Genomic DNA, 14,279 nt, shown 5'->3' with positions numbered 1-14,279 from the left:
AGTCCAGTGTCGCGTGTTGTCCGTAAACGGTATGTCAGGCGGGGCCGTGCGTGGCGTGACCCCAGCGCAGCCATTCAGGATCAGGCAGGGTCTGCAGCCGGCACGACCAGTCAGGTCCCGCGCGGCTTGGCGCGGTGCGTCGCGGTGGCCGTCCATGGATCATCCGGCCACGGATGGCGCGGGTAACGGCCCTTCATTTCCTTCTTCACCTCGGCGTAGGTGTTTTCCCAGAAATTGCGCAGGTCCTGGGTGACCTGCAGTGGGCGGCCGCCAGGCGAGAGCAGGTGCAGGGTCAACGGCACGCGGCCATCGGCGATGCGTGGGGTGTCGGCCAGGCCGAACAGTTCCTGCAGTTTCACCGCCAGCACCGGCGGCAAAGGTTCGCCGCTCTCGCTGTCCAATGCGTAGGTGATCGGCCGCTCCAGTCCGGACGGCACGGTGATGCGGGTCGGCGCATGGCGCTCCACCAGCTGCCGCTGCGACCACTCCAGCGGCGACTTCAGCGCTTCGCCGAAGCTGGCTTCGTCCAGCGCATCCAGGCGGGTCTTGCCGGCAAATGCCGGCTGCAGCCACTGCGCGCGCGTGGCCAGCAGCGCATCATCGCTGCAGTCGGGCAGGCCGAGCTCGGGCATCCAGCGGCGCAGTGATTCCACCCGGGCCTGCCACTGGCGCAGGCCCTCCGTCCACGGCAGCGCGGACAGGCCCAGCTCGGCCACCGCATCGGTCAACGCCTGCGCGGCCTGCTGCGGATCGACCCGGCCGGCCGAGCGGCTGTCCAGCACGATGCGATCAAAGCGGGTTTCGCGCAGGGCCATCAGGGCGCGGCGTTCGCTGTCCCAGCGCACGGCGTCTTCGGTCACGAAGCGCTCCGGCCACGCCTTGCGCAGGCCATTCTCATCCACCGGCGCAGCGCGCAGCAGCAGCGCGTCGCGTGCCTCGAAGCGCAGTTCGCTGGCCACCAGCCAGGGTTCGCCGCGCAGATCGCTCAGTTCGTGCAGGCGCGCGCTGCGGCCATTGGCCAGCAGGTAGCGCAGCGGGTCGCTGGGGTGCTGGAAGGCGATGCGGTCGGGGAAGGCGTGCGCCAGCAGGTCGCCCAGCTCATGCGCCTCGATGCTGGCCGGTGGCGTGGAATCACAGCGCAGGCGTCGGCGCCATTGCCTGGCAGCCGCATCGATGGCGGCCAGGCCGCTGCGGTTGGCATCGGACGGTGCGCGGCCATTGCGGAAGGCGGCCAGCGCACGCCAACGCGCCGCCAGTGCATCGCCGCCCTGGCGCAGCGGATCGCGTGCCTCCAGCAGCGCGGCCAGATCGGCGGCCAGCGCCTGCGCGCGTGCATCGGGTGCGGCCAGCAGCATCGCCGCCATGCGCGGGTGGGTGCCCAGCGCCAGCACGCGACGGCCCAGCGCGGTGATTGCGCCGGTGTCCGACAGCGCGCCCAGCCGCTGCAGCAGCTCGCGTGCGGCAGCCATCGGGCCGGAGGGCGGCGGGTCGAGGAAACGCAGATCACTGCTGCCCCATGCGGCCAGTTCCAGCGCCAGCCCGGCCAGTTCCACCTGGTCGATCTCGGCGCGGCGCTGTGGCTCCAGCCGCTGCGACTGCGGCCACAGCCGCCACGCTACGCCCTCGGCCACGCGACCGGCGCGTCCAGCGCGCTGGTCGGCCGACGCCTGCGCGATGGCCACCACGTCCAGCCGGGTGAAGCCACTGTTGGGATCGTAGCGCGGCTCGCGCGCCTGGCCGCTGTCGATCACCACGCGCACGCCGGGTAACGTCACCGAAGATTCGGCCACGTTGGTGGCCAGCACCACGCGGCGGCGGCCATCGCTGGCGGCCTGCAGCACGCGTGCCTGCTGTTCCACCGGCAGCTCGCCGTGCAGGGCGAGTACTTCGACACCGCCATCGAGCGATTCCTGCAGGCCCGCCTGCACCCGCGCGATCTCGCGCTGGCCGGGCAGGAACACCAGCAGGTCGCCGGGATGGTCGGCCAGGGCCTGCTGCACGGCACGGCGCACCTGCAGTTCCAGTGCTTCATCGCGGCGTGCCGGGAAGTGGCTGATCGCCACCGGGTAACTGCGCCCTTCGCTGCTGAGGCGCGGCGCATCGAGGAAACGCGCCAGCCGCTCGCCATCCAGCGTGGCCGACATCACCACCAGGCGCAGGTCGTCGCGCAGCTGCGCCTGCACGTCCAGCGCCAGGGCCAAGCCAAGGTCGCCGCTGAGATGGCGCTCGTGGAATTCATCGAACAGGATCGCGCCGACCGTTTCCAGCATCGGGTCGTCCTGCAGCATGCGGGTCAGGATGCCCTCGGTGACGACTTCAATCCGCGTGCGCGCCGAGACCTTGTTCTCGAAGCGGATGCGGTAACCGACGGTGCCGCCCACGTCCTCGCCCAGCTGCCGCGCCATGAACAGCGCGGCACTGCGCGCGGCCACCCGGCGCGGTTCCAGCAGGATGATCTTCCGGTCCTGCAGCCACGGTGCATCGAGCAGGGCCAGTGGCACCTGGGTGGTCTTGCCGGCACCGGGCGGTGCTTCCAGCACCAGGCGCGGCTGCGCGGCCAGGTGCTGCTGGATCTGCGGCAGCAGCGGGGAAATCGGGAAGAGCGGGGCGTTCATGTGCAAAGGATAAGGGGCCACGGCGGGCGCAGGTACAATGCGCGGGCACTTTTCCCCCGCGATGACCATGCACCTGATCGATATCGGCGCCAACCTGACCCACGATTCCTTCGACCGCGATCGCGATGCCGTACTGGACCGCGCGCGCCAGGCCGGCGTGGTGCAAATGGTGATCACCGGCGCCAGCCGCGAGCACTCGCCGCTGGCCCTGCAGCTGGCGCAGCAGCATCCGGGTTTTATGTATGCCACCGCCGGCGTGCACCCGCATCATGCGGTGGAGTACACCGAAGAGTGCGACGCCGAGATGCGCGCGCTGCATGCCCACCCGGAAGTAGTGGCGGTGGGCGAGTGCGGGCTGGACTACTTCCGTGATTTCTCGCCGCGCCCGGCCCAGCACCGCGCGTTCGAACGCCAGCTGCAGCTGGCCGCAGACAATGGCAAGCCGCTGTTCCTGCACCAGCGCGACGCGCACGCGGATTTCATGGCGCAGATGAAGAACTTCGAGGGGCGCATCGGCCCCGCGGTGGTGCATTGCTTCACTGGCGAACGCGATGAACTGTTCGATTACCTGGACCAGGACTGGTACATCGGCATCACCGGCTGGTTGTGCGATGAGCGCCGGGGCGCGCACCTGCGCGAGCTGGTGAAGAACATCCCGGCCAACCGCCTGATGATCGAAACCGATGCACCATACCTGCTGCCGCGCACGCTGAAGCCGCTGCCCAAGGACCGCCGCAACGAACCGATGTTCCTCTCGCACATCGTGGAAGAACTGGCACGCGACCGAGGCGAAGACGTGGTGGTGACCGCCGCAAATGCCACCGCCGCCACGCGGGCTTTCTTCCGCCTGCCCGACGCCGGTTGATCGGGTGGTGCCGGCCGCTGGCCGGCAGCAGCATGAACGCCGCAAACATCGCGCGATTGCCGGCCAGCGGCCGGCACTACCGGAGCAGGTCGCGCAGGCCCTCACGGTAGCTGGGGAAGCGCGGCTCCCAGCCCAGCGCTTCGCGCGTGCGACGGCTGTCGATGCGCTTGTTGCTTTCATAGAAGCGCCGCAAGGTCGGGCTCAGCGCTGGGTCGTCCCACGCCACGGCAGGCGGCATCGCAAACCCGCCCAGCTGCGCGGCGAAGGCCAGCACGTCCTGCGGCGGTGCCGGCTCATCATCGGCCGGCAGGTACACCGCATGAGGTGTGGGCCACCGCATCGCAGCGATGACCACCGCCGCCAGGTCCTGCACGTGCAGCCGGTTGAACACCAGGCCAGGCCGCACCACATGGCGGGCACGCCCTTGCGCCAGCTGCAGCAGCGCATTGCGACCGGGCCCATACAGGCCGGGCAGGCGCATCACCGCCGAGGCGATGCCGCGTTCCTCCGCAAGTGCACGCCATTGCGCTTCGGCCTGCCTGCGTTGCAGGCCGGCGACTTCGGTGGCGTCCGCCACGCTGGTTTCGTCGATCCAGCCGCCGGCCCGGTCGGCATACACCGAGGTCGACGACAGATAGCCGACCCAGCGCAGCGCAGGGCTGGCCTGCAGTGCAGGCAGCAACAGGCGCAGTGCAGGATCGCCTTCAGTGTCGGGTGGCACGCTGCACAGCACGGCGTCGGCCTGCGCTACATCGTCGAGCAGAGCCGGTGACAGTGTCGCGTCTGTGCGCAGTTGATGGCGCCGCACGCCGTCGTGCGGCGCCGACGCCGGATCGCGCACCGTGCCGGCCACGTGCACGCCCCGCGCCTGCAGCTGCGCGGCCAGCACGCGCCCGCTCCAGCCCAGCCCGAGGATCAGCACCCTGGTGGGCAAGGCACCCGCAGGCGAGGCGAGGCTCACGCGCTGCGCAGCGCCTGGTAGGCCTGCAGGCTGCTGTAGGCGACCTGCAGCAGCAGGGCTTCCTGGTCGGCCTTGCGCGCGCGCGCCAGCATGTCGCCGACGATCTGTTCGGCCTCCACCTGCTGGCCGGCTTCCAGGTCGCGCAGCATCGATGCCTTCAGCGCTGAACCGGCCTGGGTCAAGGTGCCGCGCGCTGTCTCCTGCGCAGCATCGGGAACCGGCTCACCGGCCGCTTCGGCCACCGCCAGGCATTCGTCGTACAGGCCACGCACGATGGCCTGCCCATCATCGGTGGCGACGATGCTGCCGATATCCGCGCGCAGCAGGCAGGTGGCCGCGGCCAACGCGGTCAGGAAGGTGTACTTGATCCACTGCTCCTGGCCGATGTGCTCGCTGGCCAGATGCTCGAGGCTGGCCTGCGCACAGGCGGCGGCGAAGGCCTGCACGCGCGCGGAGATTGCGCCGCCATCACGCTCGCCAAAGGTGAGCTTGGCCGGCTTGCCCAGGTGCAGCACCGCGCCATCGGGCGCCTTGGTCGCGCTGATGAAGCACAGGCCACCGAGCACGGCGTCGCGGCCGAAGCGCGCGTCCAGCACGTTGTAGTGATGCAGCCCGTTCAGGATCGGCAGCACGGTGGTGTCTGCGCCCACCGCAGGGGCGATCGCGTCAATCGAGCTGTCCAGGTCGTAGGCCTTGCAGCTGAGGATGACCAGGTCGAACGGTCGTTGCGCGGCGAGCGCGGGCAGGGCATCGGCAGTGACATGCTGCACCGGGAAGCTGGCATCGCCCAGCGGGCTGCGGATGACCAGACCGTCGCGGTCCAGCTGGGCGGCGCGTGCAGGGCGTACCAGGAAGGTCACGTCCACGCCGGCCTGGGCCAGGCGGCCGCCGAAGTAACCGCCGGTACCACCGGCGCCGAGAATCAGGATGCGCATTGCACGTTCACCGTTTCTGGGGGAATCAGGCCCGCGATTGTGCCGGAGATTGCAGGCAAAAAAGAGCCGAGCATGGGCTCGGCTCTATGCGCACTACCTTAACCACGCCTGGCGTGGATCCATCGTGTCGACCAAGGTCGACACCCACCAAGAGCGGATCATGCCATCCAGACAGATCGCAGATCGCAGAGAACTGTCGAAGGCGGGGTGGGTCCGGTTGCGGGGGCGTGAGCCGCATGGATGCGGCGACCGAGCTTACATGGACGTACTTGCAGCGCCCCCCGCAACCGGACCCACCCCGTCATCCCACGGATAGTCAGCTTTTGCCGTTGAAGTTGACGTTGATTCGGCGGGTGCAGGGCCGCAGGCCCTGCGCGCAGAACTCAACTACGCATGCCCACGCCACGGCGCAGCAGCCACAGCGCCAGCGCCGTCAGCACCACCACGAAACCGATCATCAGCCCGTAGGCCATCGGCAGAGGAACGTCGCTGCTGCCCAGCAGGCCATAGCGGAACGCATTGACCATGTAGAAGATCGGGTTCGCGTGCGTGGCCGCCTCGGCCCAGCCCGGCAGCAGTTTCACCGAATAGAACACGCCGCCCAGATAGGTCAGCGGGGTCAGGATGAAGGTCGGCACGATCGCCACGTCATCGAACTTCTTCGCGTACACCGCGTTGATGAAGCCGGCCAGCGAGAAGATCGTCGCGCCCAGGATCACCGTGGTCAGCATCACGATCGGGTGCGGGATGCGCACCGGGGTGAAGAACATCGCGATGATTAGCACGATCACGCCCACCATCAGGCCACGCAGCACGGCACCGGCCACGTAACCCCACAGGATCACCCAGTTCGGCATCGGGCTGACCAGCAGTTCCTCCACGTGGCGGCCGAACTTGGCGCCGAAGAACGAGGAGCTGATGTTGCCGTAGCTGTTCTGGATCACGCTCATCATCACCAGGCCCGGCACGATGAACTGCATGTAGGTGTAGCCGCCCATGTCACCCACGCGCGACCCGATCAGGTTGCCGAAGATCAGGAAATACAGGGTCATGGTGATCGCCGGCGGCACCAGGGTCTGGCCCCAGATGCGCATGATGCGGGCGACTTCGCGGCGCACGATGGTCATCAGCGCGACGCGGTTGCGCTGGCCGTCGGTCAGCTCGGTGGTGCTCATGCGGAGGTCTCCAGGTTGCCGGTGAGGCGCACGAACAGCTCCTCCAGGCGGTTGCTCTTGGTACGCATCGAACGCACGCGGATGCCGGCCTCGTTGAGCGTGGCGAACACGCGGTTGAGGTCCATCGCGCGCGGCATGTCGATGTCCAGCGTGTGCGGGTCCGGTGCGGTCAGGGTCGCGCCCTCGATCACCGGCAGCTGCGCGGGCAGCTCACCGTCGATGTCCAACAGGAAGCCTTCCACGTCCAGTTTGGCCAGCAGGGCGCGCATCGGGCCCTGCTCGACGATCTGGCCGTGGTTGATGATCGCCAGGTGGCGGCACAGGTACTCGGCTTCTTCCAGGTAATGCGTGGTGAGGATGATCGTGGTGCCGGCCGCGTTGATCTCCTTGAGCACGCGCCACATGTCGCGGCGGATCTCGATGTCCACGCCGGCGGTCGGCTCGTCCAGGATCAGCAGGCGCGGGCGGGTCATCATCGCGCGCGCGATCATCAGCCGACGCTTCATGCCGCCGGACAGCGTGCGGCTCATCACCTGGGCCTTCTCCCACAGGTGCGCCCGCTTCAGCTCCTCTTCGGCGCGCTGCTCCGCTTCCTCGCGCGGCACGCCATAGAAGCCGGCGTAGTTCACCAGGATGTCGAAGGGCTTCTCGAACAGGTTGAAGTTGATTTCCTGCGGCACCAGCCCGATCAGGCGCATGGTGGCGCTGCGGTTGCGCACCAGGTCGCTGCCGAACACCTCCACCTGGCCCTCGCTGAGGTTGACCAGTGAGCTGATGATGCCGATCAGGGTCGACTTGCCGGCGCCGTTGGGGCCGAGCAGGGCGAAGAAGTCGCCCGGGGCCACTTCCAGGGAAACCCCCTTCAGGGCCTGGGTGCCGTTGTCGTAGGTCTTGCGCAGGTCGCGCACGCGCAGGGCGGGCGCCGTTTCGTTCTGGGATGCCAAGCTCGAAGCCTTCGCGCCCATGGGCTGGCGCTGGAGAGGGGGCGGGGAGGGGCTATTATAGAAGACCCCGAGGGCTTGCCCCGGCTACACACTGTCCCGAAAAGTCGTGCCTGTTCAATTCCCCCTCAAGCTGGTCGGTCGCCGCATGCTGGCCCCGACCGTCGGCCACTACCAGTTCGTGCGTGATGACGGACAGCCGCTGGATTTCCAGCCCGGCCAGTTCATCCAGGTCCATTTCAGCTACGCCGACGGCACCGAGACCAAGCGCAGCTACTCACTGGCGACCATCCACGACCACGCGCTGGGCCCGGGCGAGGCGGTGGATATCGCGGTCAGTTTCGTGCCCGGCGGCGCCGCCACGGCCCTGTTCGAGGCGCTGGAGCACGGTGGCCAGGTCAGCGCGTCCGGCCCCTACGGCCGCTTCTGCCTGAATCCCGGTGACCACAACGGCCGCTACCTGCTGATCGCCACCGGTACCGGCGTCACGCCCTACCGCTCGATGCTGCCGCTGCTGGAAACGGCCATGGCCGAGCGCGGCGTGCAGATCGTGCTGCTGCAGGGCGCGCGCAGCCCCGGCGAACTGCTGTACAGCGAAGACTTCTACAGCTTCGCCGAAAAGCACCCGAACTTCCGTTATGTTCCGTGCCTGTCGCGCGAACTGCCAGCCGATCCCCATCCGGACGTACAGCACGGCTACGTGCAGCAGGCGCTGGCCGGTTTCACCCCGGACCCGGCCACCGACATCGCCTACCTGTGCGGCAACCCGGACATGGTCGATGCCTGTGCCGAGCTGCTCAAGGCCGCCGGCCTGGGCAACCCGCAGATCCGCCGCGAGAAGTACGTAAGTTCAACCCCTTCAAAGGCTTAAGTGGCCTATTGACCTTGGCGAACAGCGGGCGTACCGTCCGCTGCAGGTCAGCTCGGAGTCAATCCGATGCAAGTGGTTATGCCCCCTGAGGGAGCCTTTGCACACGCGCCTAAGTTGCAGCATGTACCGATTCTGATCGGTGACGATGGCTCATACCCAATTGAAGCCAACCGCTACCTCGATGAGCGCAGCAACGGGGAATGGCAACTTCCTCGCGACCGATCAAAAGCAAAAGCTGAGAGTGAGCTCTTTTACGGGCCCATCCCAACCTTGCGCTCGCGAAGAAACATGGCCGCAAGGCTTTCTATTTTTCTCGAATGGTGCATAGACCAAGCCACTGATTGGCGAGAAATTTCCTACAACGAGAATATCCTTCATCAGTATCAGCCGGCACTCCTGAGTGGAGACGGCTCCCCGAGTGGGAGGCAGTTGGATCCCGCTACAGTTAACCTCTACGTCAATGAGGCGTGTCTATTTCTGACCTGGGCCAGCGAGCGCGGCTATCGCCTGCCCATGCAGATACCTGTAAGAAAAGTTGCATACACCTACATATCGCCCACAAGCTCGCAAAGCGGAACACTGCGCTCAAAGACTGTGCGGATCGGGTCTCTAACTGCGCCGGAAGCTCCGATCATCCTCCCTCCTGACAGGGAGGTTGAGATGTGGTTGAAGTCGATTTCGGTGCGTGCGCCCGTAAAAATTCTGATCTTCGAGCTGATCATCCGTTCTGGCCTCAGGATCTCGGAAGCCAATCAACTACGGGTCACCTGTTTTCCAGCAAAAAGAACGAGCGAGAGAACCAACTGGCAACCCGACTGGATATTGGCTGGTGAGGTTCCGCTAGTGCTCAAGTATGGCACTAAGGGAGGCAAGGTCAGTCCTGGGTCAGACCTTGGCACAAGATGGCGTACGGTATTTGTGCCACTAGATCTTGCCGAAAGGATCTGGCACTACATTTCGGTGATTCGACCGACCCAGCTGACGAGATATCACATTGGTGATAGGAAACACACCAAGCGGACAGATCGTCTGTGGCTTGGAGAAGGTGTGAACCGACCTGTGAGCAATGAGATGCTTCGCCGGATTTGGACTTCCGATCGGCATTGTCCCAAAGGATGGCACCCTCATACAGGAAGGCACCATTTTGCGGTGGAGAAGATCTGCGCCCTGACGCGGGCGCAGTTGGCCCTCGCAGGCAACTCAGAGCTGAGTGGTGCTGACTTCGGTTGGTTGCATGGGCTCATGGCCGGACAGGTAAAGATGCTTCTCAGTCCGCTTATGGGGCACGTTGATGAGCGCACGACGATGCAATACTTGCGCGCTGCGGTAGCCAAAATTGGTCGTGATCGAGGGCATCCAGCAATTCGTTGGAATGCGATCATCGACGAGGCATTGACGTGAGAGCGCGTGAAGATACAGGGGGAATGCCTGGGAAATGGGTGGTGCCCTGTACACATCCGGACCTCATTAGCACGGGGAAGATCTATGACTTCTCGATTCTGGCGACTGGTGCAAGTGATGCCCCGCCCATTGCCGCAGTCAGGCATTCCTGGAAGGGGGGATTCACTGGTAGGCCGGAGCTGCTGCGCGATCTATGGCCTACGCTGAGCGCGAGTATTGAAGGCATCGCATCAGACGGTGCAGCTGCAAGAAGGGGGGCACTGGTGTCCTTCTGGAGATTCCTCGATGCACTTGAGGGATACATGGCCTCAAATGGAATTCCATTCAAACGGGTGGTTAGACTTCGCGATCTGACATCCCGGCACGTTGCCCTCTACACAAGCCCGGGTCCGGAGGGTGCATGGGATGCCACTATGGACAGCAGAGCTGCCGTCGTCCGCGCGATTATAAAGACCGCGATTAGCTACCATGAACTTCCAGAGCTAGTACTTCCAGTTTTCAGGATAGCCTCGAATCGCCGCGAGACCCCATCCGAAGAGCACGGATTGGCCGTCATTAGGCTGCTACGAGCGGAGGCACTGAAGGTTCTACAGCGGTGGAGGAGAACGGACAGACTCATTCCTCAAGGACGCGATCTGATCGAGTTGTACAGAGAGAATCCTGAGTTCATGAATGCCCCCGACTTCGTATGTACGGAAGCGGATGCGCACGCGACCTATCGCGCGCTCATAAGGCTGACGGGAAATCCAGTGCCTCGGCGATCTCAGTTGTTGGCGATCTTCGGCAAGCGCATCAAAAGACTCCCAAGCTGGTGGGCGCACTACCCCGATGACCACGAACGATCAGGAAGCGAGGTCGGCTGGCACGATCTGGTTGCCGGAACCTATCCTACTAGCGCAGATGTCTCAATTTTCTTCCTGCTCTTTGTAGCGCGGAGCGCCTGGAACCCCGCAACCGCAGCATCCATGAACTTGAGCGACTGGACGGCAGTCTATGATGAGCAGCATGCATGGATCTATGCGCCTAAGGACCGGGCCAAAGGGACCGCGCAATGGACTGTGTCACGGGTAGGCGATGCGACGGGCTGTCATTCGTTAGTTGAGCTTCTTCTGAAGCGGACAGAAGGGCTTCGAGGCCATATCGAAAGAAACCCGCGCCTGTGCCCTCTCCCAGACGTTGTCGCTCGTAGTCCATGGGTGGGCGTAACAGTGCGCGGACGGCGACAAGGGGTGTATGTAGTAAATCCCCGCACAACTCGAACTGCAAACAACTGGCTCGCCTCTCTGATAGAGCAACTCGATGACGGCACCCGTACAGCTTCCGAGACCATGTCAATTGGACAGTTCAGAGATGTCGCCGCGGCTGCGATCTTCAAGGATTCTCAATACTCGAACTGGGTAATGATGGTACTACTTGGTCACAAGAACCTCATGACCACTAGGCACTATGGCTACCGAAGATCTTCTTTTGAGGAATCCTTCTCGCTTGTGTCCGAAGTGATTGATGACTTGTTCTCCCAGCTTCGGGTCAATCGTGTGTTCGACGTAGCCTTGACGAGGGCGAAGCTCGCAAAGTTGGACGTCAGTGAAGCCGAGATCGAAAAGCTGAATCAAGCACGCCGTCATAAGACCTACGACGGAAGCGGATGTGCAGATCCTTACAGCCCGCCAGCAGTCATTGATCCAGGCAATCCGAGAGATGGATGCACTCTATGCGTCCAGCAGCATAGGTGTGCTTCCAGCGGCTGCCCCAACTGTTTTGTGTTCACGGACAGCCTGGACTTCATCTGCCGGCGTGTGGCAGAGCTAGAGGCAGTTCGGACCTCCGTAGGAATGGTTCGGTTCGATGCTGGATCAGATGCAAGTGACCTGGCGCGGCTTCGCCTAACCGTTCTTCAATGGCCAGCAGATGCAGTGAAGTTCGCCATTGATAAGTGGGCGGCAAGGATAGCCTCCGGTGAGCACATGCCAATCTACTTCGCAGGGCAGCACTGATGAAAATGGTCAACCGGTCTCTAGTAGCAGGCAACCATGAACTCCTAGCTCCTGACGTGGAGGTGTCGCTACTGTCGATTAGTCCGAATGAGCTGAGGTTGGCGCCGGAGGCAAAGCTGAAGCAGCTTCAGAAGCTTGTTGGAATGGGGGACAACTGGGGCGTTCTTCGTATTGACGACGAACATCAGTCTGGCCTACGGACCTCTGATCTCGATCTAAGGCTCTATTCTGGAAGGGGCAAGACGTGCAAGGGGAAGCACTCACCCTTCGTAGTTCGAGAGCTTATGAGGCTGGCGATCACGATGGCGATAATTCCAGGCAAAACCGGGAAGGTGTATAGATACACAACGATCCGGACGCTCATTGCCAATCTTAAGAGGGCGATCCAGCGTACAAATGTACGTCCAAGCTCCAAGAGACTCTGGAGCCTGGTCGAACGCGCTGGCCTGACGCAGAAGTACTCTGACTGCCTTGGGGTGGTTGAGTACTACCACCGACTGGGGTGTCTTCCCGATGGCCCCGCGCCCATGCGTCCAACGGTTCATGGAATGAAGGCTGCGCGAGATCGAACGGGTGAACCTGAGCATACAATCCCGGTCAGCATAGCGAAACCTCATCAGCCATACTCAGATGAGTTCGTCTCTGAAGCAGGCTCGATGGCACTGGTGATGATCGAAGTCGTTGGTCCTACTTTGTTGGATGCCGTAGAGGCCGCACTCGCCGCTACTGAAACTACTCGTGATCTGAAAGACGGTCCCTCGCCATCTCCCAGTCGCCGAGCTGCTCGCGTAAGCAATGCTGTGATCCGGTCATGGGAATGGCGGGGGCCTGACGGGGAGCCGCTTAGGGATGCCCCGCTTCAATTTTCGATGAAATCCGGGCGAAGTGGAAAAACCGTCGCATGGCCGCCTCGGACGTTACCCCAGGCCTTGCGCCTGATAGTGGTTCTACAGGGTGCACACGCTTTTCCGGTGGCTCTTTCTGGCGGTCCCCGACATGGTGAACTGCTAACGATGCAGATCGGCTCGCTTGGCAAGCGAGGTGGTTCCAGTGTTTACGAGTTCAGAACCTGGAAGTTTGAGAATCCCGGAGGGAGGCAGAGTGAAGCGCCAGCGCCGTCAATTGCCATTCAAGCGATTCTGCAGCAAGAGCGCCTAGCGAACATTTTTCGACGGCACCACGGCCTAAAGGGGAACGGCCTGTGGGTTTCCCCAAGATATCCAGATAAGGTGCCGAGCCTTGCGCATGTGTTCAATAGCTTCGTGGAGATACTTGGCCTGGAGCGCTGGCTCACCGATGGTGGTATGAACCCGCATCGATTCCGAAAGACCCTCGCTCGAATTGTTGCTCTAGCGCTTGTCCATGCGCCAAAGATTTTGATGGATGTCTTTGGGCACAGGGATGAACAAATGACAATCATGCGCTACATACTTTCGGATCCAGGAATTCTTTCCGAAGTACAGCAAGTTGTACGTGAGATGCTTATTCTAAAGGGAGTGGAGGCGATCAATAAGGCTGATGAGGTTCAGGGGGCCGGCGCAGAGAAGCTACGGGGGCGTGTGGCGCTGTTCGCGCGCCGGCTGGGTAAGTCCGCCCTTGATCCGCAGAACATCAGGGAGTTCGCCCGCGCGATGACTGCTGAGGGCTCTTCTTGGGCAGTTGTCGCACCAGGAATAGTGTGTACGAACTTCACCGATGGAGGCCTTTGCAACAAGGGGCATGGTCAGGCTAATCCACACTACTGTCATCCTGCATGTGAGAATCAGTTGATTCTCCCTGACGACGAGGATAAGGCGTCCAGAAGCGTTGTTCAGGCCATCGAGACAGTTCAGTACAATCTTGAGTTGCTAGAGCACGCTTTCGTGGATGATGACGTTATGCTCATTGCTCAGTTCCGGGGGCAGATCAAGTCCGTGCTCGGCAGGTGGAAGAAGGTGGACGAATACTTCTCGAAGAGCAGTTTGCTGACGCGCCTCGTACCCAATGTGGTACTTCTGAAATGAGACAAAAGAAGAGTCTTGCCGAGCTTGGAAAGGAGCGGACGGAGGCGTTCGTTGCACGCCTTCGATCAACTATGGCCGAGATTGACAGGGAGATATCGGAGAACGACGGAGTGTATCCACGGAACTCTGGTCGGCTGAATGTTGCAGAGCTGTGTCGGCGGGCAAAGGTAACAGCGGTATCGCTGCACGGAGAGAAGCATGCCGGCACCACAAAGCTCGAGGTGCAGGCCTGGCTCACGAAACTTCGAGTGGACGTTCCTACGAGCGTGAAGGCCGCCAGACGAAAGTCCTACTCACAAAGGCTGGGATGGAAAGAGAGGTACGACGGTATTTCTGCGCAGTTCAAGAACATGTACTCGATCGAGGTGGTGCAGCGAGATGCAAAGATCGCCGCCTTGAAGAAGGAGATTTCTGAGCTGAAGTCACAGATCAAGAAGCAGCGCGAGGCGGGCTCAAGGGTGGTTGGAATCGAGAGCGGGAGAAGGAGAAAAGCGAGTTCGTAATAGGGCATCTCGCAA

General features: G+C 63.0%; 11 protein-coding genes. 6 read left to right on the top strand and 5 right to left on the bottom strand.

From position 1 onward, the window contains the following. Positions 1-110 precede the first annotated feature (110 nt). Positions 111-2,615, bottom strand: coding sequence for an ATP-dependent helicase HrpB (hrpB, locus tag VN11_RS20955; RefSeq protein ID WP_053451123.1), 2,505 nt, complete (start codon positions 2,613-2,615; stop codon positions 111-113). Positions 2,616-2,682: 67 nt separating this feature from the next. Here hrpB and VN11_RS20950 point away from each other — a divergent pair, with 67 nt between their 5' ends. Further along, complete coding sequence (locus VN11_RS20950) at positions 2,683-3,480, top strand: TatD family hydrolase (RefSeq protein WP_053451401.1); 798 nt, start codon at positions 2,683-2,685, stop codon at positions 3,478-3,480. A 76-nt stretch (positions 3,481-3,556) separates the two neighbouring features. Here the strand turns inward: VN11_RS20950 and VN11_RS20945 are convergent, their stop codons facing one another. From VN11_RS20945 to VN11_RS20930, 4 genes are all read right to left on the bottom strand, one after another. Continuing rightward, complete coding sequence (locus tag VN11_RS20945; RefSeq protein WP_053451122.1) at positions 3,557-4,441, bottom strand: NAD-dependent epimerase/dehydratase family protein; 885 nt, start codon at positions 4,439-4,441, stop codon at positions 3,557-3,559. Then, positions 4,438-5,376: a 2-dehydropantoate 2-reductase gene (gene panE, locus VN11_RS20940; RefSeq protein ID WP_053451121.1), complete on the bottom strand. Its 939-nt coding sequence runs from the start codon at positions 5,374-5,376 to the stop codon at positions 4,438-4,440. Before panE ends, VN11_RS20945 begins: the two co-directional genes overlap by 4 nt. Positions 5,377-5,759: 383 nt before the next feature. Beyond that, a complete protein-coding gene (locus tag VN11_RS20935) occupies positions 5,760-6,551 on the bottom strand; it encodes an ABC transporter permease (protein ID WP_008267475.1) in 792 nt (263 codons plus the stop codon). Continuing rightward, positions 6,548-7,516 (bottom strand): ABC transporter ATP-binding protein, encoded by a 969-nt coding sequence (locus VN11_RS20930; RefSeq protein ID WP_053451120.1) that lies wholly within the window; start codon positions 7,514-7,516, stop codon positions 6,548-6,550. Before VN11_RS20930 ends, VN11_RS20935 begins: the two co-directional genes overlap by 4 nt. Before the next feature lie 85 nt (positions 7,517-7,601). Here VN11_RS20930 and VN11_RS20925 point away from each other — a divergent pair, with 85 nt between their 5' ends. The 5 genes from VN11_RS20925 to VN11_RS20910 all read left to right on the top strand — a co-directional run bounded on the left by VN11_RS20925 (position 7,602) and on the right by VN11_RS20910 (position 14,264). Then, positions 7,602-8,363: a ferredoxin--NADP reductase gene (locus VN11_RS20925; RefSeq protein WP_080374984.1), complete on the top strand. Its 762-nt coding sequence runs from the start codon at positions 7,602-7,604 to the stop codon at positions 8,361-8,363. A 66-nt stretch (positions 8,364-8,429) separates the two neighbouring features. Continuing rightward, on the top strand, positions 8,430-9,764 hold the full coding sequence (locus tag VN11_RS22445) for a site-specific integrase (RefSeq protein ID WP_125899101.1): 1,335 nt from the start codon (positions 8,430-8,432) through the stop codon (positions 9,762-9,764). Then, positions 9,761-11,758, top strand: coding sequence for a hypothetical protein (locus VN11_RS22440; RefSeq protein WP_125899102.1), 1,998 nt, complete (start codon positions 9,761-9,763; stop codon positions 11,756-11,758). The genes VN11_RS22445 and VN11_RS22440 overlap by 4 nt, the downstream gene beginning before the upstream one ends. Next, positions 11,758-13,761: a hypothetical protein gene (locus tag VN11_RS22435; protein ID WP_125899103.1), complete on the top strand. Its 2,004-nt coding sequence runs from the start codon at positions 11,758-11,760 to the stop codon at positions 13,759-13,761. Before VN11_RS22440 ends, VN11_RS22435 begins: the two co-directional genes overlap by 1 nt. Beyond that, positions 13,758-14,264 carry a hypothetical protein gene (locus tag VN11_RS20910; RefSeq protein WP_049459868.1) on the top strand — a complete coding sequence of 169 codons (507 nt, stop codon included), beginning with the start codon at positions 13,758-13,760 and terminating at the stop codon, positions 14,262-14,264. The genes VN11_RS22435 and VN11_RS20910 overlap by 4 nt, the downstream gene beginning before the upstream one ends. Positions 14,265-14,279: the final 15 nt, after the last annotated feature.

The organism is Stenotrophomonas maltophilia (genome assembly GCF_001274595.1).
GTDB lineage: Bacteria > Pseudomonadota > Gammaproteobacteria > Xanthomonadales > Xanthomonadaceae > Stenotrophomonas > Stenotrophomonas forensis.
This window is presented reverse-complemented; position numbering and strand designations above follow the sequence as displayed.

What these genes read in the sequence shown, in the direction of transcription:
- panE (WP_053451121.1), bottom strand. Translation starts at nt 5,376, where the DNA reads ATGCGCATCCTGATTCTCGGCGCCGGTGGTACCGGCGGTTACTTCGGC.
- VN11_RS20935 (WP_008267475.1), bottom strand. Translation starts at nt 6,551, where the DNA reads ATGAGCACCACCGAGCTGACCGACGGCCAGCGCAACCGCGTCGCGCTG.
- VN11_RS20950 (WP_053451401.1), top strand. Translation starts at nt 2,683, where the DNA reads ATGCACCTGATCGATATCGGCGCCAACCTGACCCACGATTCCTTCGAC.
- hrpB (WP_053451123.1), bottom strand. Translation starts at nt 2,615, where the DNA reads ATGAACGCCCCGCTCTTCCCGATTTCCCCGCTGCTGCCGCAGATCCAG.
- VN11_RS22445 (WP_125899101.1), top strand. Translation starts at nt 8,430, where the DNA reads ATGCAAGTGGTTATGCCCCCTGAGGGAGCCTTTGCACACGCGCCTAAG.
- VN11_RS22435 (WP_125899103.1), top strand. Translation starts at nt 11,758, where the DNA reads ATGAAAATGGTCAACCGGTCTCTAGTAGCAGGCAACCATGAACTCCTA.
- VN11_RS20930 (WP_053451120.1), bottom strand. Translation starts at nt 7,516, where the DNA reads ATGGGCGCGAAGGCTTCGAGCTTGGCATCCCAGAACGAAACGGCGCCC.
- VN11_RS20910 (WP_049459868.1), top strand. Translation starts at nt 13,758, where the DNA reads ATGAGACAAAAGAAGAGTCTTGCCGAGCTTGGAAAGGAGCGGACGGAG.